The sequence below is a fragment of the Xanthobacter dioxanivorans genome (assembly GCF_016807805.1).
Classification (GTDB): domain Bacteria; phylum Pseudomonadota; class Alphaproteobacteria; order Rhizobiales; family Xanthobacteraceae; genus Xanthobacter; species Xanthobacter dioxanivorans.
This window is the reverse complement of record NZ_CP063362.1, coordinates 6,187,807-6,206,662: the sequence shown is the minus strand read 5'-3', so window position 1 is coordinate 6,206,662 and position 18,856 is coordinate 6,187,807. Positions and strand designations below refer to the sequence as shown.

The 18,856-nt window shown below is 67.9% G+C and carries 17 protein-coding genes and 2 pseudogenes; 5 read left to right on the top strand and 14 right to left on the bottom strand.

The window, feature by feature from the left end; translation table 11 throughout:
* Positions 1-3: 3 nt before the first annotated feature.
* Positions 4-744 (bottom strand): SDR family oxidoreductase, encoded by a 741-nt coding sequence (locus EZH22_RS29070; protein WP_231711214.1) that lies wholly within the window; start codon positions 742-744, stop codon positions 4-6.
* A gap of 501 nt (positions 745-1,245) precedes the next feature.
* Here EZH22_RS29070 and EZH22_RS29065 point away from each other — a divergent pair.
* Positions 1,246-2,337, top strand: a complete 1,092-nt coding sequence (locus EZH22_RS29065) for a CaiB/BaiF CoA transferase family protein (protein ID WP_203193754.1) — start codon at positions 1,246-1,248, stop codon at positions 2,335-2,337.
* 171 nt (positions 2,338-2,508) lie between these two features.
* A complete protein-coding gene (locus EZH22_RS29060; RefSeq protein ID WP_203193753.1) occupies positions 2,509-3,510 on the top strand; it encodes an NADPH:quinone oxidoreductase family protein in 1,002 nt (333 codons plus the stop codon).
* 46 nt (positions 3,511-3,556) lie between these two features.
* On the opposite strand, the gene EZH22_RS29055 is transcribed toward EZH22_RS29060, so the two are convergent.
* The 13 genes from EZH22_RS29055 to EZH22_RS28995 all read right to left on the bottom strand — a co-directional run bounded on the left by EZH22_RS29055 (position 3,557) and on the right by EZH22_RS28995 (position 17,047).
* Positions 3,557-4,378, bottom strand: a complete 822-nt coding sequence (locus EZH22_RS29055) for an IclR family transcriptional regulator (RefSeq protein ID WP_203193752.1) — start codon at positions 4,376-4,378, stop codon at positions 3,557-3,559.
* A 283-nt stretch (positions 4,379-4,661) separates the two neighbouring features.
* A complete protein-coding gene (locus EZH22_RS29050) occupies positions 4,662-5,798 on the bottom strand; it encodes an ISAs1 family transposase (protein ID WP_203193644.1) in 1,137 nt (378 codons plus the stop codon).
* 459 nt (positions 5,799-6,257) lie between these two features.
* A complete protein-coding gene (locus EZH22_RS29045; RefSeq protein ID WP_203193751.1) occupies positions 6,258-6,938 on the bottom strand; it encodes a class I SAM-dependent methyltransferase in 681 nt (226 codons plus the stop codon).
* 32 nt (positions 6,939-6,970) lie between these two features.
* Entirely contained in the window at positions 6,971-7,768 is a 798-nt protein-coding gene (locus tag EZH22_RS29040) for an HpcH/HpaI aldolase/citrate lyase family protein (RefSeq protein ID WP_203193750.1), read from the bottom strand.
* A gap of 31 nt (positions 7,769-7,799) precedes the next feature.
* A complete protein-coding gene (locus EZH22_RS29035; RefSeq protein WP_203193749.1) occupies positions 7,800-9,029 on the bottom strand; it encodes an MFS transporter in 1,230 nt (409 codons plus the stop codon).
* Complete coding sequence (locus EZH22_RS29030) at positions 9,026-9,802, bottom strand: GntR family transcriptional regulator (RefSeq protein ID WP_203193748.1); 777 nt, start codon at positions 9,800-9,802, stop codon at positions 9,026-9,028. The genes EZH22_RS29035 and EZH22_RS29030 overlap by 4 nt, the downstream gene beginning before the upstream one ends.
* Positions 9,799-10,989 (bottom strand): CaiB/BaiF CoA transferase family protein, encoded by a 1,191-nt coding sequence (locus EZH22_RS29025; RefSeq protein WP_203193747.1) that lies wholly within the window; start codon positions 10,987-10,989, stop codon positions 9,799-9,801. The genes EZH22_RS29030 and EZH22_RS29025 overlap by 4 nt, the downstream gene beginning before the upstream one ends.
* Positions 10,986-12,146, bottom strand: coding sequence for an acyl-CoA dehydrogenase family protein (locus EZH22_RS29020; protein ID WP_203193746.1), 1,161 nt, complete (start codon positions 12,144-12,146; stop codon positions 10,986-10,988). Before EZH22_RS29020 ends, EZH22_RS29025 begins: the two co-directional genes overlap by 4 nt.
* A gap of 11 nt (positions 12,147-12,157) precedes the next feature.
* The gene (locus EZH22_RS29015) at positions 12,158-13,570 is read right to left on the bottom strand and encodes an MmgE/PrpD family protein (RefSeq protein WP_203193745.1); all 1,413 of its coding nucleotides are present in this window, start codon (positions 13,568-13,570) and stop codon (positions 12,158-12,160) included.
* Positions 13,571-13,583: 13 nt separating this feature from the next.
* Positions 13,584-14,855 carry a TRAP transporter large permease gene (locus EZH22_RS29010; protein ID WP_203193744.1) on the bottom strand — a complete coding sequence of 424 codons (1,272 nt, stop codon included), beginning with the start codon at positions 14,853-14,855 and terminating at the stop codon, positions 13,584-13,586.
* Positions 14,852-15,457, bottom strand: coding sequence for a TRAP transporter small permease (locus tag EZH22_RS29005; protein ID WP_203193743.1), 606 nt, complete (start codon positions 15,455-15,457; stop codon positions 14,852-14,854). The genes EZH22_RS29010 and EZH22_RS29005 overlap by 4 nt, the downstream gene beginning before the upstream one ends.
* Positions 15,441-16,445, bottom strand: a complete 1,005-nt coding sequence (gene dctP, locus EZH22_RS29000) for a TRAP transporter substrate-binding protein DctP (RefSeq protein ID WP_203193742.1) — start codon at positions 16,443-16,445, stop codon at positions 15,441-15,443. The genes EZH22_RS29005 and dctP overlap by 17 nt, the downstream gene beginning before the upstream one ends.
* A gap of 95 nt (positions 16,446-16,540) precedes the next feature.
* Positions 16,541-17,047, bottom strand: a complete 507-nt coding sequence (locus tag EZH22_RS28995; protein WP_203193741.1) for a MaoC family dehydratase — start codon at positions 17,045-17,047, stop codon at positions 16,541-16,543.
* A gap of 512 nt (positions 17,048-17,559) precedes the next feature.
* On the opposite strand from EZH22_RS28995, the pseudogene EZH22_RS28990 reads away from it, so the two are divergent.
* The 3 genes and pseudogenes from EZH22_RS28990 to EZH22_RS28980 form a co-directional block, all read left to right on the top strand.
* A pseudogene (locus EZH22_RS28990) lies at positions 17,560-17,697 on the top strand (transposase domain-containing protein); the annotation flags it as partial.
* A pseudogene (locus EZH22_RS28985) lies at positions 17,691-18,411 on the top strand (transposase); the annotation flags it as partial. The pseudogenes EZH22_RS28990 and EZH22_RS28985, both read left to right, overlap by 7 nt.
* A complete protein-coding gene (locus EZH22_RS28980; RefSeq protein WP_231711213.1) occupies positions 18,411-18,755 on the top strand; it encodes a hypothetical protein in 345 nt (114 codons plus the stop codon). The pseudogene EZH22_RS28985 and the gene EZH22_RS28980, both read left to right, overlap by 1 nt.
* Positions 18,756-18,856: the final 101 nt, after the last annotated feature.

The window sequence follows — 18,856 nt, the reverse complement described above, 5'->3', positions numbered from 1 at the left end:
TCCTCACCCGTGCATCGTCAGGCCGCCGGAGACGCTGATGGTCTGGCCCGTGATGAAGGCGGCGTCGTCCGAGAGCAGGAAGACGATCATGCCGGGATAGTCGTCGGGCCTGCCGAGCCGGCCGAGGGGAATGGCGCGCGCGAGGCCTTCCGCGATCTTGCCGCCCGTGGGCGAGCTCCTGGTGAAGGCGTCGAACAGGGGCGTGTCGGTGGGGCCGGGGCAGACCACGTTCAGCGTCACGTTCTTGCGCGCCATCTCCCGCGCCACGGTCTTGGTGAAGGAGGCGATGCCGCCCTTGCAGGCCGAATAGACCGCCTCGCCGGACGAGCCCACGCGCCCCGCGTCGGAGGCCACGTTGACGACGCGGCCGAAGCCGCGCGCGGCCATGCGCGGCACCACAACGTGGTGCAGGTTGAGGGGGCCGTAGAGGTTGATGGCGATCACCTTGTCCCAGAACGCCCTGTCGGTGTCGACGAAGGGGATGGGCTGGTCCCAGCCCGCGACGTTGGCGAGCAGTTCCACGGGACCCGCCTCGGCCTCGAACGCGTCCACCGCGGCGGCGACTGCGGCGCGATCCGCGATGTCGCAGGCATAGGCATGGGCCTTGCCCGGGCCCGCCGCGAGGCGGACCGTCTCCTGTGCCCCCGCGAGATCGCGGTCCAGGATGCCGACGACGCATCCCTCCTCGACCAGGCGCAGCGCGGTAGCGCGACCGATGCCGCTCGCCCCTCCGGTCAGAATCACGCGCCGATCCTTCAGACCTCGCATCTGCTTCTCCCTCTTGTCCGGTCGCGGGCGCTGCGGCGCCCGCGTGCTGTCCGACGCCCGAGCCTCGCGGTCGGTGGCCCCTGCGACCGCGCTCAAGGCACCGTTCCCGCGCATGGGGCGATGCGCCGGAAGGTGACGGCCCGAGCCGGCTTCGCCAAGGGAGAGGTGCGGCGCGCGGCGCGTAAAACACGTATGTGCGGGTCTGTGTTGGCACGCCGGCTCCCCCTGTCGAGTGGCGGCGTGCCGACCTATCGTACGCCGCGTCCCACGGACGTGGGACGCGAGAGGAGGCATGCTCCATCGGAGCATTCGAGCCGCAGGTCGTGCTCATGCCCGCGCGCGGGAACGGCGCGGCGTTTCCCGCCTGCGCCCGGCGCAGGCTCTCGCGCGTCTTGTGGGACGGCATCATCGGGAGACAAGGATGGGACCCCTTAAGGGCATCAAGGTGGTGGAACTGGCGGGATCGGGCCCGGGCCTATGTGCGCCATGCTGCTGGCCGACCTCGGCGCGGCGGTGCTGCGGGTCGAGCGTCGGACGCCGGTGAAGCTCGGGATCGAGCGGCCGCTGAAGTACAATCTGCTGCTGCGGGGCCGTCCGCAGATCGCGGTGGACCTCAAGGATAAGTCCGGCATCGACTTCGTGCTTGCGCTCGTCGAGGAGGCGGATGCCCTCATCGAGGGCTTCCGCCCGGGCGTGACCGAGCGCCTGGGCCTTGGCCCGAACGCCTGCCTCGCGCGGAACCCGAAGCTGGTCTACGGCCGCATGACCGGGTGGGGCCAGGCCGGCCCGCTGGCGCAGGCCGCGGGGCACGACCTCAACTACATCGCGCTCACCGGCGCGCTCGCCGCCATCGGCCGCAAGGGGGCACCGCCGACCCCGCCGCTCACCCTCGCCGGCGACCTCGGCGGCGGCGCGCTCTATCTCGCCTGCGGCGTGCTCGCGGCCATCGTCGAGGCGGGCCGCTCCGGTGCCGGGCAGGTGGTGGACGCCGCCATCTCCGACTGCGCCGCCCACCTGATGACGAACTTCTTCGGCATGCACGCGGCAGGCATCATGTCTTTGGAGCGGGGGACGAACTTCTCCGATTCCGGCGCGCCGTACTACGATTCCTACGTCTGCTCCGACGGCCACTACATCTCCATCGCCCCCATCGAGGAGCGTTTCTTCGCGCAGCTGGTCGAGACGCTTGGTTTCAAGGCCGCGGCCTTCCCGCCGCAGAACGACCGCGCGCAATGGCCCCACATGCGCCGCCTCTTCGCGGAGCGCTTCCTGGAGCGCACGCGCGCGGAATGGTGCGCGCTCCTCGAAGGTACGGACGCGTGCTTCGCGCCGGTGCTCAACGTGGCGGAAGCGCCCGGCCATCCGCACATGCAGGCGCGCCGCGTCTTCGTCGAGATCGACGGCGTCACCCAGCCTGCGCCCGCGCCGCGCTTCAGCCGCACGCCACCCGCCGATCCCGTGGCCCCGAAGGCGGCCGCCGACACGCCGCCGGCGGAGGCCCTCGCCGGATGGCGCATCGCCGACGCCGTCGCCGATTGGATCGGGCGCGGCGCCATCGGCGGCGCGTAATCGAGGAGCAACTGTGCGCGGCGCCGTTTCGGACCCTGCGCGAGGCGGTGCTCATGGCGAGCTGGGGGCATGCAGGCCGGCGGATGGCCGCGCCGAAGTCCGGAAGGGTGCGGCGCCCTTCCGGGACAGGCGCGCCCCGCGCTTCGAGGCGCACGAGGAGGGACGGCGGTGATGGCGACTTTGATGCAGGCTCTTCTCGTGACCGGCTACGGTGGGGCGGCCGCGGTGCGGGTGACGCGGGTCCCCGTGCCCGCGCCCGGCGCCGGCGAGGTGCTGATCCGCACCGGGGCGGGCGCCCTCAATTTCCTCGATCTGCTGATGCTCGAGGGCAAGTATCAGGTGAAGCCCCCCTTGCCGTTCGTGCCCGGCCGCGACCTCGCCGGCGAGATCGTGGCGCTCGGCAGCGGCGTCGAGGGACTTTCGGTGGGGCAGCGCGTGGCGGCGCAGCCGCCGTTCGGAGCGTTCGCGGAATATGCGGTGGCTCCGGACCACGCGTGCCAGCCTCTGCCGGACACGGTGGACGATGTGGCCGGCGCGGCCAGTGGCATCGTCCTGGCCACCGTTGTCGGCGCGCTCAGGCTCAGGGGGCGCCTCGGTCCGGGGGAATGGGTGCTGGTGACCGGGGCCGCAGGCGGGGTGGGCACCGCGGCCATTCAACTGGCCCGCCACCTCGGCGCCCATGTGGTCGCGCTCGTCTCCTCCGCCGCCAAGGCCGAGGCGGTGCGGCGGCTCGGGGCGGAGGTGGTGCTGCGCTCCGATCTGCTCCCCGCCGGCACGACCGCCTTGAGGGACGCCCTCAAGGCCGAGGACATCGGGGGCGTCGACGTGGTGGTGGACATGGTGGGCGGGCCCGACGTGGACGGCCTGCTGCGCTGCCTCAGGCCGGGCGGGCGCTTCGTGATCGTGGGCTTCGCTTCCGGGCAGATCCCCCAGATCCCGGCGAACTACCTGCTGCTGAAGGACATCGAGGTCCACGGCTCGTCCCTGGACCGCCTGTTCCGCACCCGCGACCCGAGGCTCAGGGAGGGCATGCGCGCGGCGTTCGAGCTGTTGGGGGCCGGTCGCATGACCGCGGCCGTGGACGCGGTCATGCCCTTCCGGGACTTCGCCGAGGCTTCGCGCCGCCTGGTCCGGCGCGAGGTGGTGGGCAAGATCGTCTTCCAGGGGTTCTGAGGCGTGTGGCGAGATAGGCGAACCGCCCCATCTCGCCGGCGGATATTCAGACCGTCTCCTGCTCGGCCCGTGGCCGCACGGCGGCCGGCTGGTCCGACACGAGGCGCAGCCTGAAGCCGCCTTCGTCCCCGGGGCGCTTGCCGGCGAGATAATGGGCCATCTCCTCGCGCGCGACGGTGACCAGCTCGCCTTCGCGCGCCTGGAGCGCGTCGACGCAGCCGCCGATGCCGATGACGAGCAGCCGGGAGGTGAACTCGGACGGCAGCTTGACGGCGATCATGCCGTAATTCTCCACCACCCGGTGCTTGGAGAAGGCGTATCCGCGCCGCCGGACGCGGGCGAGCTGAGCCAGGAGCTCGGCGATGTCCACCTTGTCCTGCGGCGCGCCGGCATAGGCGTTCATACGATGGACGAGGCGGCGCACGTCGTGGTCCGGGAGCGCCGAGAGCAGCGCATGTCCAACGCCGGAGGTCGTGATCGGCCGCTTCATGCCGGTCTGGATGTGGTGGGCCACCGCCTGTGGCTGCTTGAGCACATGGACATACTGGGCGAAATCGCCGTTCCGCGCGCCGATGAGGACGAGCTGGCCGGTGCGGCTCTGGATCGCCCGCACCATCCGCAGGAGCGCGCCGTCCTCGAACAGCGGGGGGCAGATCCAGCTTCCGAGCAGGGAGACACGATCGGTGGGCATGTAGGTGCGCGCCCGTGCGTCATATTGCAGATAACCCATGGTCACCATGCTGCGCAGCAGGGCCGCCGTGCTGGACTGGGGATAGCCGAGCGCATCGGACACAGTCACCACGTTCGCCGGCCGCCGCACCTCGTCGAAGAACTCGAGGATTTCCAGGGTCCGGACGGCTGATTTCACCACATGTGTCTGATCTCCGCCGGTCGCGGATATCGGAACGAGCATCACAACCCTCCCTTGAAACCGCAGCTTGCCGCCGCTCTTATGAACGTCGTTTATATACGTGAATGCCGCCGCCAGGGGCTGTCAAGTTGCGGCCTGCCGGGGACGGCGTCCCGTGGAAGGCAATTGCGCATGGTTGTGTGTTTTGCTCTTCCGCGAGGTCCGCGCCTTGACGCGCGTGCTCTGTGATTATTTTGGGAGGCGATTCACCGAGCAAATCAGGGGAATCGGGTGAACGCCTTTAAGCGGCGATGAGGCTGATCAGGAACTCGTCGTCCCAGGCGGCGACCTTGCGTCTGAGGCGGATGGAGTCCTTGGACCTGGCACGTCGGATGAGGTTGAGGGCCATGTGTTTGAGGGTGGTGAAGTTGGCGGGGGCGTGGTCGGTGCGCAGGCGGCATTCGTCGTCGCGGAAGACCATGTCTAGGACCCAGTGGAGGCTGTTCTCGACGGCCCAGTGATCGCGGACGAAGGTGCCGATGTGGACGGCCATGAGGGTCAGCGAGGTGATATAGAAGCGGCTTTCGCGCTCGATCTTGTCGCCGGTCTCGCGGGTGCTCTCGACGATGACGAGGCTCGCCAGGCCGGGCCATTGGTGACGCTCTTGCAGCCAGCCGATGTCGTGAATGACGGTGACGGCGCGGGTCTCGATGCGGCCGTGGTCGCCGTCGATGCTCTCGTGCCGGCTGATGGCGGCGTCCTTGAAGTCATTGGCTTTCTGCTCGTTGGCGAACAGCTCGACATCCTGGCGCAGCGAGCCTTGATTGCCCTTCAGGGCGAGGATGTAGTCGGCCTTCTTGTCCAGGATTTTCTGGGCGATGGCGCGCTGGCAGCCCATGGCGTCGAGGGTCACGACGGCGCCTTCGATGGCCAGCATGTCCAGCAGCTTGGGGATGGCGACGATCTCGTTGGCCTTGTCGGACACCCTGACCTGACCCAGCACCAGGCGCTGGCGGGCGGCGAAGGCCGAGACCATGTGGATGGCCTCCTTGGCGTCCTTCGAGCGGCGAGAGGTCTTGCCGTCGATCGCCACCACACCCACGGGAACCCCGATCATGGCCGCCACCCAGGCCACGAAGCAGCGCTGGACCGCCTCGGCGTCGAGGGTGGCGAGGATGTCGCCCAGGTGGTCATGGGCTGGCGTGCCCGCGGCGAACGGCCGGAAGCGGCGCAAAAGATCGAGCTTCTTCTCACCAAAGCGGGCGATGTCGGTGATGGTCTCTGCCCCGGCCAGCACCGCCAGCAGACACAGGAGCAGCACCTCGGCAAGCGGATACATCACCTTACCAGGCTGGCGCGGATCCGGCAGACCCTCGAAATAGCTCAAAAATACAACCGTCTCGGCGACCGCCTCGTCGCCATCAGCCGCCAAATCCATCGAACCTGTCCTCTAGCGAATCAGAGGACCTCGACAGATTCAGCACTTCACCCGCATGTCACGCCCTTCTTCACCCGATTGCCCTGGGACATCACGCAAGCGAGCTTGGCAGTTGATTTGACATGGATTTTAATGCGGAGCGCAGGGGCTCTTGAAGCGACATCTTCCAAAAACCAGTCCCTCGCTTCGAGGCGGCAATCGGATGCGAGCGTTTCATGGCCCGCTCCCTCGCGCATCGGCGCATATGAATTTTGTCGGGCCCGCTCCCATCGCGTCAGCCTGCCACGAAACCAGTTGACGGCGCGACATGAAGGGGGCGTCGGATCGTCGGCGGCAGGGACCACGCCTCGGCATTTGAGCCCGCCCGCCGGCACCATTTGACGACCGCTGCCGCGGTCAGCCTTGGCGCCGTTGCCGGAGGCCACGGCGGAAGGCTTTCCCCGCCCGGATGCCTGCCTTTCAGGGCCGGCGCATGACCTTGACAGAGAATTCCCGCTCCACGGAGAAGCTACCGTCCGCGGCCGCGCGCTCACGGTAGGCGTCTTCGGTGGCTTGCCGCATCTGGGGGGTGATCGGCTGGACGAGGGTCGGCAGCGTCATCATGCGCCGCTCGAAACTCGCGAAATCCGGGAAGGCGATCGGCGAGAGGAAGATGAAATCCTCCATCACGCGCAAGGCGCCCACCCGCCGCAGCGCATCCTGCGCGGCGGCGCGCACCTGCGCCTCATCGTGAAAATTGCGCATGATCTCGTCGAACGGGCCACGGGCCACAGGCTCGGACACGTAGAGCGCACCGCCGGGTCGTAGCACGCGCGCCACTTCGGCAAGGGCTTCATCCATGTGATCCACCGGCACGTGATGCAGGGATTTCAGCATCAGCACGCCGTCGCAGCTGGCATCCGCCAGATCGAGGGCTTCGGCCCGCCCGGCGCGAAAAGCGACGCCCGCCACCGGTGCGGCCTGAACGGGCACGGCCGCCTCGATGTCCAGCCCCAGGGCCGAGGCCGCTCCGCCTTCCGTCACGAGGCGCCGCGTCATGTCCCCGCTGCCGCAGCCGAGATCGAGGAGATGGCCTCCCTGAACGGGCACGTGGCGCTTGATCAGCTCCAGCTCGTCCGTGATGCGCTCGGGATGGGTCATCTTGTTGTTTTCTCCCACACTTTTTTGGCCCGTCAGAACGCCTGGGCGAGCAGGCGGCGCGCCCGTTCCACCACTGGCCGGTCGATGAGCTGGCCGTTCAGCCGCACCGCGCCGTTGCCGGCGCTGTCGGCGGCAGCGACGATGGCGGAAGCCTTGGCGAGCTGGGCCGCATCGGGCGCGAAGCCCCGGTGCACCGCCGCCACCTGCTTGGGATGGATGCAGAGCTTGCCGGCGAAGCCGAGCCCGCGGGCGGCCCGCACGTCGGCCAAAAGGCGCTCCTCGTCGTCCAGGGCGACGGTGACGCCGTCCACCGGGGGCGCGATACTCGCCGCGGCGGAGGCGATCACAAGGCAGGAGCGGGCATAGAGAAGGCTGATGATATCATCCTCGATGCCGGTGTCCAACTGGAAATCCACCGAGCCGAACGCCAGCTGGCGCACGCCCTTCACCGCCGCCAGCGCGCGCGCCTCGCACAGGCCCACGGCGCTCTCGATGAGCGGGACGATGGGCAGCCCCTGGGGCAGCCGGGCGGCGAAGGCGGCCAGGGCCGCCGCGTCCTCCGCCTTGGGCAGCATGACGTGGGTGACCCCGGGGGTGGCGAGGAGTGCCACATCCTCCTCGTGCCAATGGGTGCCGATGCCGTTTATCCGGACCGCGGCGCGGCCGCCGGCCGCCAGCCAATCGCGGATGGCCGAGCGGGCACGCCCCTTGGCGTCCGGCAGCACGGCGTCCTCGAGATCGAGCACCGGCACGTCGGCACCGGCCGCCACGGCCTTGTCGAACCGCTCCGGCCGGTCGCCGGGCACGAAGAGATAAGTGCGATGGGTCAATGTCCTGCCTCCGCGGAGTGGTTCCGACGGTTCAGATGGGCTGCGGGCGCCGGCTGGGGCCGGACCGCGTCAGGATGAGGAAGAGGCCCACCAGCACCATGACGCTGCCGATGGCGAGATAGGCCACGGAGAAGCTGTCCGTGCGCGCCACCACCTGCGCGAAGGCCGGCGGACCGACCACCACGCCCGCATAGGTGATGAAGAGGCTCGCACCCGACACGGTCGCCGCCTGCCCGGCGGGGGCGAGATTGGCCACCTCCGCAAGGAAGACGCCGTTCCAGCCGATGGCGCTCGCGCCGAAGATGGCAGCGAGGAGCATGAAGGCGGCGACAGGCCAGGTGGTGCCGGCGGCGGCGAAGGTCATGCCCGCCGCCCCCATGGCAAGGCCCAGAAGGCCCAGAAGCCGGCGGGGCGGGATAAAGCGGTCGGAGAGCCAGCCCCAGCCGATGCGCCCCGCCACGCCCGCCACCTGCGCCACCGCGAGGATGGTTCCCGCCAGCGCGAGCCCCATGCCCTGGGCGGTGGTGAGGTAGATCACCAGGAAGGTGGTGAGACAGAGCTGCATGGCACCGAAGAAGAAGGAGCACACGCCCATGTCGCGGATGGCCGGCGTGGTCAGCACCAACTGGAGCGCGCGCAGCGGCGCCTTGGCGGAGATGGCCCGGGCGGGATCGCGGTCATCGTCCAGCCGCGCGCGGATGCTCTGGGTGACGATTGTCGCCACCACGCACAGGCCGGCCACCACCAGCGCCGCCATCTGCCAGCCCAGGCCGCCGATGAGCGGCGGCAGGAAGAGGCCGGCCAGCATGCCGCCCAGGGGCACACCCGTCTGCTTCAGGGAGAAGGTGAGCCCCATGCGGTGGCGCGGTGTGGTGCGCACCAGGATGTGCGAACTCGCCGGCGTCACTGGCCCGTAGCCAAGGCCGATCAGCACGGCCGCGAGGAGGATCATGGCGGGCGTACCCGTGGCCGCCGCAGAGAGCCCGAGGGCGCAGAGCAGGAGCGAGACCTGGCTCATGCGAATGGCGCCCCACCGGCGCACCATATCGCCCGAAACGAGGCTCGACAGGCTCGCAGTGGCGTAGGCGATCCCCACGAAGAGGCCCACCATCTCGGCCGCCAGCCCCGTGGTCCGCGCCGCTGCCGGCGCCATGACCGGCGCGGCAAGGGAGGCCAGGGACACCAGCGCCTGGATGGTGATGGTCACGGCGAGCGGAAACAGCGCCCCGCCACCCGGCGGGGTTACCCCTTGCGCCCTCATGCGCCGCGTCCCGGGGCCTGGTCGCTCTCGAGGCGCAGCGTCATGGAATGGCTGAAGCGGTCGCCCGGATGAAGGTTCACCGCGACCTCCATGATGTTGCCTGCCGCATTGAGATACTTGCGGATCACCCTGAGGCCCGCCGTTCCCGGCTCCACGCCCAGCACCCTGGCACTCTCCTCGTCGATGGCCACGGCGCTGATCTGCTGGCGCACCTCGGTGACCACCACCCCATAGCGCTGCTCGATCATGGCATAGAGCGGCAGGTCCGGCGCATTGACGCCCTTCAACACGTCGCGATAGGGCCACATGATGAAGACCTCGGAGAGCGCGATAGGCTGGTCTTCTCCGGCGACGCGGCGTTCACCCGCAACCTTGAGCCAGGCTTGGCCCGGCTGACACTCCAGAAGCTCCGCCAGATCCTCGTCGGCGATGACCTCGATCTGCTGCGCGACCACCAGCTTCACGTCGCGCACATACTGGAACAGGTCGCCCGATCCCGTGCTCGAATGCACATAGCGCGAGGCGCTCTTCATGGCGCGCACGCGCGTGCCCACCCCCGGCTGCCGCGTCACCAGCCCGAGATCCGCCAGGCGCCGGATCGCTTCGCGGACGGTATGGCGGCTGACGCCGAATTGCGCGCACAGCTCGTGTTCCGTCGGCAGAAGCGAGCCGACCGCATAGCGGCCGGAAGTGATGTCGTCGATCAGCGTCTGGGCGAGGGCATGGTAGCGGGGCTGCCCTGCGCCGAGGGGCTGGGGAGAGGACTGGGTCATGAGGCGTCGCCATACACCGGTTGTCTGGGCCGCGCCTTCGCTGTGTCGAGCGGCCCGAGGATTTCCTCGTTGTGCGCGCCGAGCCTGGGCGCCGGCCGCAGCGGCAGGTCCTCGCCGGGGCAGCGCACCGGGCAGGCGAGCGTCTTGATGGTGCCGCGCGCGGGGTGAGGCACGTCCGCGATCAGGCCCTGCTCCTGCACATAATCGCTATCCATCGCCTGCGCCACGTCATAGACGGGGGCCGCAGGCACCTTTCCGGCAAACAGCGCGATCCATTCGGCGGTGGTGCGGGTGGAAAGGGCGGCATCGAGGTCGGCGGTGAGCGCATCCCGGTTGGCAAGGCGCGCCTTGAAGCTGGAATAGCGCGGGTCGCTCGCCCATTCCGGGCGCTCGATGAGCCGCACCAGGATCGGCCAGAACTTCTCCTTGTTGCACATGATGAAGAGCCAGCCGTCCTTCGTCCTGTACATCTGGCTGGGCGTCAGTGAGGGGTGGGCGCCGCGCGGCAGGCGGCCGGTCTTCACCCCCTCGTTCAAGTACCAGGTGCCGAGATAGTTCACATTGTGGATCGCCACGTCGAACAGCGAGGTATCGATGTCGCGCCCCTTGCCGGTGGCACGGGCCGAAACCAGGGCCGCAAGCAGCGCCATGGCGGCGGTGGTGCCCGTCATCATGTCGATGATGGAAACGCCGAAGCGCGCGGGCGGCCCGTCCGGCTCTCCGGTGAGGGAGCAATAGCCGGCTTCGGCCTGCATCAGGTAGTCATAGCCCGGCCACGCCTTGCGCGAGCCCTCCCGGCCATAGGCCGAGAGGTGGCAGCACACGATGGCCGGATTGACGGAGGAGAGGGCGTCATAGGTGACGCCCAGTTTCTCCGGCAGGTCGCCGCGCAGGTTGTCGAACACCGCATCCGCCGTGGCCACCAGCGCCTTGAACATCTCCTGGCCCTCGGGGCTCTTCAGGTCCAGGGTGACGCTCTTCTTGTTGCGATTGAACGACTGGAAGAAGTGGCTGTCCCCCGGCTCGAAGAAATAGGGGCCCACCATGCGGCCCACGTCGCCGCCCTCCAGCGGGTTCTCGATCTTGATGACCTCGGCCCCCAGATCCGCCAGGTGCTGGGTGCCGAAGGGGCCAGCGCCATACTGCTCGACCGCGACGATGCGGACGCCCTCGAGTGGTAGGCTCATGCCGGGTTCCTTTCCACCAGCTGGCGGGCGATGATGATGCGCTGCATCTCGTTGGTGCCCTCCCCGATGGTCAGGAGGGGCGCATCGCGATAGAGCCGCTCCACATTGTACTCCTTGGAATAGCCGTAGCCGCCGTGGATGCGCAGGGCGTCGGTGGCGTTGGTGAGCGCCGCCTCGGTGGCGAAGTATTTCGCCATGCCGGCCTCCATGTCGCAACGCTCGCCGCGGTCGAAGGCCCGCGCCGCCTGCTCCACAAGGAGGCGGGCCGCCTCCACCCGCGTGCCCATCTCCCCCAGCATGAGCTGGATGGCCTGGTGCTCGCAGATGGGCTTGCCGAAGGTCTTGCGCACCTGGGCGTATTTCAGGGACTCCTCCAGGGCCGCGCGGGCCACGCCCACGCCGCGGGCCGCCACGTTGATGCGGCCGAGCTCCAGGCCGGAGAGAACCTGCTTGAGGCCGAAGCCCTCCTTGCCACCCACCAGCCGGTCCACCGGCACGCGGTAGTCCGTGAACAGCAATTCGCAGGTGTCGATGCCGCGATAGCCGAGCTTCTCCAGCTTGCGCACCACCTCGAAGCCCGGCCCCTTCTCGGCGATGAGAAGGCTCATGCCGGTGTGCCGCGGCTGGGCGGTGGGATCGGTCTTCACAAGGAGCGCGAGGCAGTTGCCGTACATGGAATTGGTGATCCATGTCTTGGCGCCGTTGACCACGTATTCGTCGCCCTCACGCCGCGCCACCGTGCGGATGGACTGGAGGTCCGTGCCCGCATCCGGCTCGGTGAGACCGATGCCGCCGCGCAGTTCGCCGGTGGCGAAGCGCGGCAGGAACTCGGCCTTCTGGGCCTGGGTGCCGGCCCGCTGCACGGCGGAGGCCATGATAAGATGCGAGTTGATGATGCCGGACAGCGACATCCAGGTGCGCGACATGCGCTCGATGATCTTCGCATAGGTGGAGGTGGGCAGGCCGAGGCCGCCATATTCCTCGCCGATGATGCAGCCAAAGAGGCCCATCTCCTTCATCTTCTCGACGATCTCGGCGGGATAGACGTCGTCATGGTCGAAATGGCGCACGTGGGGCGCCACCTCGGTCTCCAGGAACCGGTCCAGCATGTCGAGCATGAGGTCCTCCTGCTCGACCATTTCCTTCTCGTTCAACATCGCAGCCATCCTCACGCGCGGCCCGCCAGGAGCCGCGACAGCTCCCGCGCCGAAATCCCCTCGTCCAGGCCGAGCACGGCCTGCTTGATCCGCTCCACATGGGCGGAGGCGAGCGCCATGGAGGCGTTCTCCTCGAACTTCGCGATGATGTCGGCGGAGGTAAGCGGGCGGTCGGAGGCGCCGCGGTTCATGTGCTCGCGGTGGCGCACCTCGCGCCCGTCCGCCAGCGTCACGATGACCTCGCCGGAATAGTATTTGGGGAAGGCGGAGTTGGGGTCGGGCTCGTAATCCACCTTGTGGGCCACCGCGAGGGTGGTGGCGTCGTTGAGCGCATCCTGCTCCAGCTCGGCGAGGCCGAAGCGGCCATGCACCAGGCCCGAGGCCACGGCGAAGGGGATGGAGAACTGCGCGTCGTAGCTGTTCTGCGGCTTCTTCTTGTGGTGGACCGGCTCGCAGACGGTCTTCACCACCTCGGCCGGCACCAAAGCGCGGACGTGGGCGATCTGCTCGGGCCGGATGGCGTGGGCCGCGCGCAGGGCCATGGCGGCATCGGCGCAGGCATGGGTGAAGTGGCAGGCGGGAAGCGGCTTCACCGCCACCTTCTCCACCTCCCACACCTCCTCCAGGCCCTCCGTGGCAAGGGCAAGGTTGGCGGGATCGAAATAGGTGCCGAGATGGCTCGGAAAGAGGCCGAACCGCCCCTCATACACCGCCTTCGGGCCCAGGAAGCCGTTGCGCGCCAGCGCCGCCGCGGTGATGCCCGCGACACCCGCCCAGCCCGGATGCATCCTCTTGGTCCAGGCGCCGTCCTGCAGGAATTCAAGGCTGCCCGAGGCCATGGAGAGCACGATGCCCTGCGCATGAGCCAATTGCTTGGCGGTCATGCCCCTGAGCTTGCCGGCCACCAACGTGCAGCCGAAGGCGCCGACGAGGCCGGTGGGGTGGAAGCCCACCTGGTGGAAGCCGCCCTTGGCCACCGCGCCGAGGCGGGTCGCTACTTCCATGCCTGCCACATAGGCGGTCAGGAGATCGGTGCCGGAGGCGCCCACCTCCGCCGCCATGCCGAGGGCGGTGGGAAAGCAACTCGCCGTGGCATGGATGACGCCCGCCGTGTGGGTGTCGTCATAGTCGAGGCCGTGGACGAGGAAGCCGTTCATCATCACCGCGTCGCGCAGCGGCAGGCGGGCGGCAGGATAGCCGATCACATCGCCATCGCCGGCGCCGAACTCGCGCAAGGCGGCAAGGGTGCGGTGGGAGAAGTCATACTGGGTGGAGGCGAGCGCAATGCCCACCGCATCGAGGATGAGGTGACGCGCCCGCGCGCGCACCGCGGCGGGAATGGCTGCGCCGTCCAGCGTTTCCGTGAAGTCGGCGAGGCGCTGGCCGATGAGCTCGGCGGTGCCGATGCGGATATGTTCGTTCAAGGTCTGATCCTCCCTATTTGACCAGCGCCAGCGAGATCGCCGGGACATAGGTGATGAGCGCGAGCGCGGTCAGCCGGATGGCGAAAAAGGGCATGACGCCGCGGGCCACCTCGTGCACCGGCAGGCGGGCAATGCCGCTCATAACGAAGAGATTGAGGCCGATGGGCGGGGTCAGCGTGGCGATCTCCACATTGGCCACCATGATGACCGCGAAGTGGATGGGATCGATGCCGAGCGCCACGGCGGCGGGGAACAGCAGCGGCGCCGTCAGCACGATGAGCGCGATGCCGTCGAGGAACATGCCCAGGAAGAGAAGGAGCAGGTTCACCACCAAGAGAAAGGTGTAGTGGTTCATCTCCGCCGCGTGCAGCGCGCTGACCAGCGCTGCCGAAACGCCGATGCGGGCCATGACGAAGCCCACGAGGCTGCCGCCCATCACCACCGCGAAGATCATGGTGGTCTGCAGGATGGAATCCCGCGCCGTCTGCCACATGGCGCCGAGCGTCACCGTGCGATAGACGATGAGGCACAGCAGGGCGGCATAGCCGGCGGCGAAGGCGGAGACCTCCGTCGGCGTCAGGAAGCCGGAATAGATGCTGCCGATCACCAGCACCGGCATCAGCAACGCGGGAACCGCCATGGGCAGCCGGCTGGCGAAGCCCCTGAAGTCCGGCCGGTCGATCTTGTGGCCGTAATTGTTGCGGCGGGCCATGATGGCGACGCCCACCATCAGGAGGATGGCTTCCATGATGCCCGGCAGGATGCCGGCCATGAACAGCTTGTCCACCGGAAGCCCGACGATGGCGCCGATGAGGATGAAGCCCAGCGACGGCGGGATCATGAGACCCAGCGTGCCGCCCACCGCCACCAGGGCGGCTGCGAAGCGCGCGGGATAGTCCTCGCGCTTGAGGCCGTCGACGGTGGCGCTGCCGATGGCCGCCGCCGAGCCCACCGAGGAGCCCGACACCGCGGCGAAGAAGACGGAGGTGATGAGCACCGTCTGGGCGAGGCCGCCGCGCACCGCGCGGACGATGGAGCCGACGAGCTCGATCATCAGCTCGGCGATGCGCCCGCGCATCATGAGGTTGCCGGCGAGCACGAACATGGGGATCGCCATGAGGGAATAGGAATTGACCGACTTGAACGCGGTCTGGGCGATCACTGTTATGGGTACGCCGCCGAACAGCACCAGCAAGGTGGCCGCCACCAGGCCGAGGGCCACCGCCACGTGGCAGCCGATGGCGAGGAAGACGAGGACGGCAGGAAGGGCGAGGGCGGCGTTCATGCCTTCTCTCCGGTCTCGCTGAGGCCGGATTCCGGCAGGGGGAGGAACGGGTCTTTCCCCTTCCAGGCCCGCACCAGGCCGCCGGCATAATAGATGGCGAGCAGCACCGCGCCGATGGGCATCGCCAGGAACAGCGCCCACATGGGCAGATCGAGGGTCGATTCCGTCATCATGCCCATGGTGTAGTAGCGCTCCACCTGAGGCACGGACGCGAACAGCATGATGAGGGAGAAGACGAGCCCCGCGAGGCTCGCCAGCATGTTGCAGACCCACTGGCCCCACGGCGGCAGGGCGGCCACCAGCATTTCCGTGCGGATGTGCATGCCGTTGCGGCCGGTGGCGCCGATGGCGAGGAAGAACGCCCAGATCATGAGGTAGCGCACGCTTTCCTCAGCCCAGAAATAGCTGTGGCCGAGAAAGCCGCGGCTGAAGGCCTCGGTCAGCATGATCCCGGTGGCCGCCACCGCCAGCAGGGTGGCGACCGACAGCAGCAGGCCGCACTCGAAGCGCCCCCAGAGGGAGCCGCGCCGTCCGGCCTTGGCCGCAGCCGGCGCGCGGGCCGAAGGGCGCTGAGCGCCCGCGGTTTCAGCCGCCAACGCCACAGCTGGCCTCCAGCTTCTTGATCTTGGCGACGAGGTCGGGATGGGCCTTGTCGAAGGGCTCCACCGCCCGCTTGGCGAGATCGCGCCAGCGAGCGAGCTCGGCCTCGTCGGCCACGTGGAACTGCGCCCCCTGGGCCTTCATCTTCTCGATGAGCTTGTCGTCGGCGGCCTTGGCCTCGACCCACTCACGCTGGGCGATCTCATGGATGGAGGAGGACACCGCTTCCCGCAGGTCCGGCGCGAGCTTGTCATACCAGGCACCGTCCACCACCACCGCATAGGTGGCCAGCTGGAAGCCGGGCACGTACCAGGCATACTTGCCGCTGATCCCGATCATCTCCGCCCAGCCCGCCGGGGACGTGAACACGCCGTCGATGGCGCCCTGCGACAAGGCCGAGCTCATCTCGGAAGCGGCCATGGAGACCGGGCTGACGCCAAGCCGCCGCATGGTGTCGAGGAAGATGCGACCGCCGGTGACGCGCACCTTCGTACCCTTCAGGTCCTCCATCTTCTTCACGTCCTTGCCGGAGAAGATGAAGAAGAGATCGGCCGTGCGCAGCAGGGCCAGCACCTTGAGGCCGCGCGGCTCCACATAGGAGGAGATGATCTCCGTCAGCCCGCTGGAGAAGCAGGCATTGGTCATCATCTTGTCGCTGACCGCGAAGGGCAGGTTCAGGACGCCCGTCTGCGGCGCGATGGATTCGATGCGCACAGAGACGGGCCAGACCATCTGCACGGACCCGGTGCCGAGTGCGGCGAGCGCATCCTGCTCGTTATAGAGCTGGCCGGCGGGGAAGACCTGCACATCGATCTTGCCGCCGGTCTTCTGCTTCACCAGATCGCCGAACTGCTTCTGATAGTCGGTCTTCCAGTGGGTCGCGGCCACCTCGTTCGGCAGCACGAGCGTCTCCGCCGCAGCCGCCGGGCCGGCCAGCGCGGCCAGCGTCAATCCGGCAACCAGAAAGGATTTCGGGCTGAGCATCTTCATCTTGGCGAATCTCCCTCTTACATCTCCAGGAAAAGCCTCTCCATGATGGAGGTTTTTTCCCATTTCTTGCTTTGGATTGCCTTGACGCCGGCGCGTCAGTAGCCGGCCTCGGTATCGATGTTGCCCTCACGCTTCTGGATGAGGGCCGATCGATCGAACGTCATGAAGACGGTACCGTCCGCCTTCACGCCCTTGGTGCGCACCTTCACGATGCCGGCGCCGGGGCGGGACTTGGACTCGCGCTTATCCAGCACTTCGGATTCCGCGTAGATGGTGTCGCCGGGGAAGACGGGGGCGGTGAGCGTGATGGATTCCCATCCCAGATTGGCGATGGCCTTGCCGCTCACGTCCGGTACGGTCATGCCCAGCACGATGGCGACCGTGAGCCCGCTATTGACCAGGGGCTTTCCGAATTCCGACTTGGCGGCATAAGCCGCATCGCAGTGCATGGGATGCTGATTCATGGTCATCAGCGAGAAATTGATGTTGTCGGATTCGGTGATCGTGCGGCCTGGCCGATGCTCATAGACATCACCGATCTCGAAATCTTCGTAATAGCGGCCTATCTCGCCACGATAACGCTTTTCACCGATCTTTTTCACGGATGACCCTCCCGCGCCAGGAAGTTGAGCTTTTTTCTTTTTTGTCCGGTTGTCCAGACAAAGTTGGCAGACGAAAGGAGGCCTGTCAACGGCGCTGTTTGGCGCTTCGGAGCGGCTATGGCAGGGAGATGGTTCGAGATCGGGGCGGCTTGGGTGCCGGTCGCTGGACTGGCAGGCGACCGCATTCGAGATGCGTACGCTGGCGCGGCACGACAGACTTCAGGAGCGGACCGCGCCCGCTAAATTCGATGTCGGGCATCTGGCCGAGTCCGGCTTCATCGCCCCGAAAGTGGCATACCCATGTGCAGCAGCTGATTGACCTCCTGGATGAGGGCCATGCTGATCTGTCGGACCTGGCCCGGCAGATCCTCGCGCTCATCGTCCGGCTGATCGCATCGAGCCGCTAAACGAACAGATCCGCCAGATCGAGATTCGCCTGCCGGCCTGGCGCCGGGGAATGCTGCCAGCCGGCGCCTCGAGACCAGCCCCGGCATCGGCTTCATCACGGCCACGGCGCTGGTGGCGAGCGAGCCGCCACCATGGCGACGCTGATCCAGACAGCAAAGCTCAACGATGTCGATCCGCAGGCCTGGCTCGCCGACGTGCTGGCTCGCGCAGCCGGGCATCCGGTCCATCGGCTCGCCGTGTGAAGCGGCTCCTGTCGAGCGAGCACTTCAGCGTCGACGGCACGCTGATCCAGGCGTGGGCTTCGATGAAGAGCTTCAGACCGGTCGAAGAGCCAGGAAGAGGCTCCGGCCCGAACGAGCCGCCGCCAGCGTCGGGCGGGCGCAACGCCGAGGCCGACTTCCGCGGCGAGAAGCGTTCGAACGCCAGCCACGCCTCGACCACCGACCCGGACGCAAAGCTCTATCGCAAGGGGCCCGGCATGGAGGCGCGGCTCGCCTTCCTCGGCCATACCCTGATGGAGAACCGCTCCGGCCTCATCGTCGATGCCTGCCTGACGAAGGTGTGTGGCCATGCCGAGCGAGTGGCGGCACTGGCGATGATCGAACCGCATGCCGACCGGCCGCGGTCCATCACGCTCGGGCCGACCCGCGGCTATGACGCGGCCGACTTCGTGAACGAGCTGCGTTCGATGAACGTGCGCCCGCATGTGGCGCAGAACCTGACCCGTTGCCGCGGCCGCTCAGCCATCGACGGCCGCACCACCCGCCATCCCGGCTATGCAGCCAGCCAGCGGGTCCGCAAGCGCATCGAGGAGGGCTTCGGCTGGATGAAGGCGGTGGCCGGGCTCGACAGGCCGAAGCTGCGCGGCGTCGACCGGGTCGGATGGACCTTCCACCTTCGCGGCCGCCGCCTACAACCTCGTGCGACTGCCCAAGCTCATCGCGGGAGCATCCTGATGGCCGCCCACGACTGCGCCCTGATCGGCCGCTGGCGTATCGTCCAATCCGATCTGTGGGGGGCGGACGATCTCGACCTCCTCGGTCCTGCGACGATCGCCTTCGACGACCGCGGACACGGCGAGATCACAGTCGGGGCACTCACCGCGTCGCTCCGGCTCGAATATGCTCGGAGCACCGTCTTCTTCCGCTGGCACGGCTCCGACGACATGACCGAGGTCACGGGAGAGGGCTCCGCCGAGCTCCAGGATGACGGCACCATCGAGATCGAGTTCACCTACCACGACGGCGATGACGTGATCCTCAAAGCCATCCGCAAACCCACTTCTTCAACAGCCTGCTAAATGTGGTGCCCGGCACCGGCGCTTTTATGAGGACCAGACTGCGCGGATATCCATCTTGGCCAGGGCATCAGCCTTGAGACCGAATACGTTGATGCAGACCA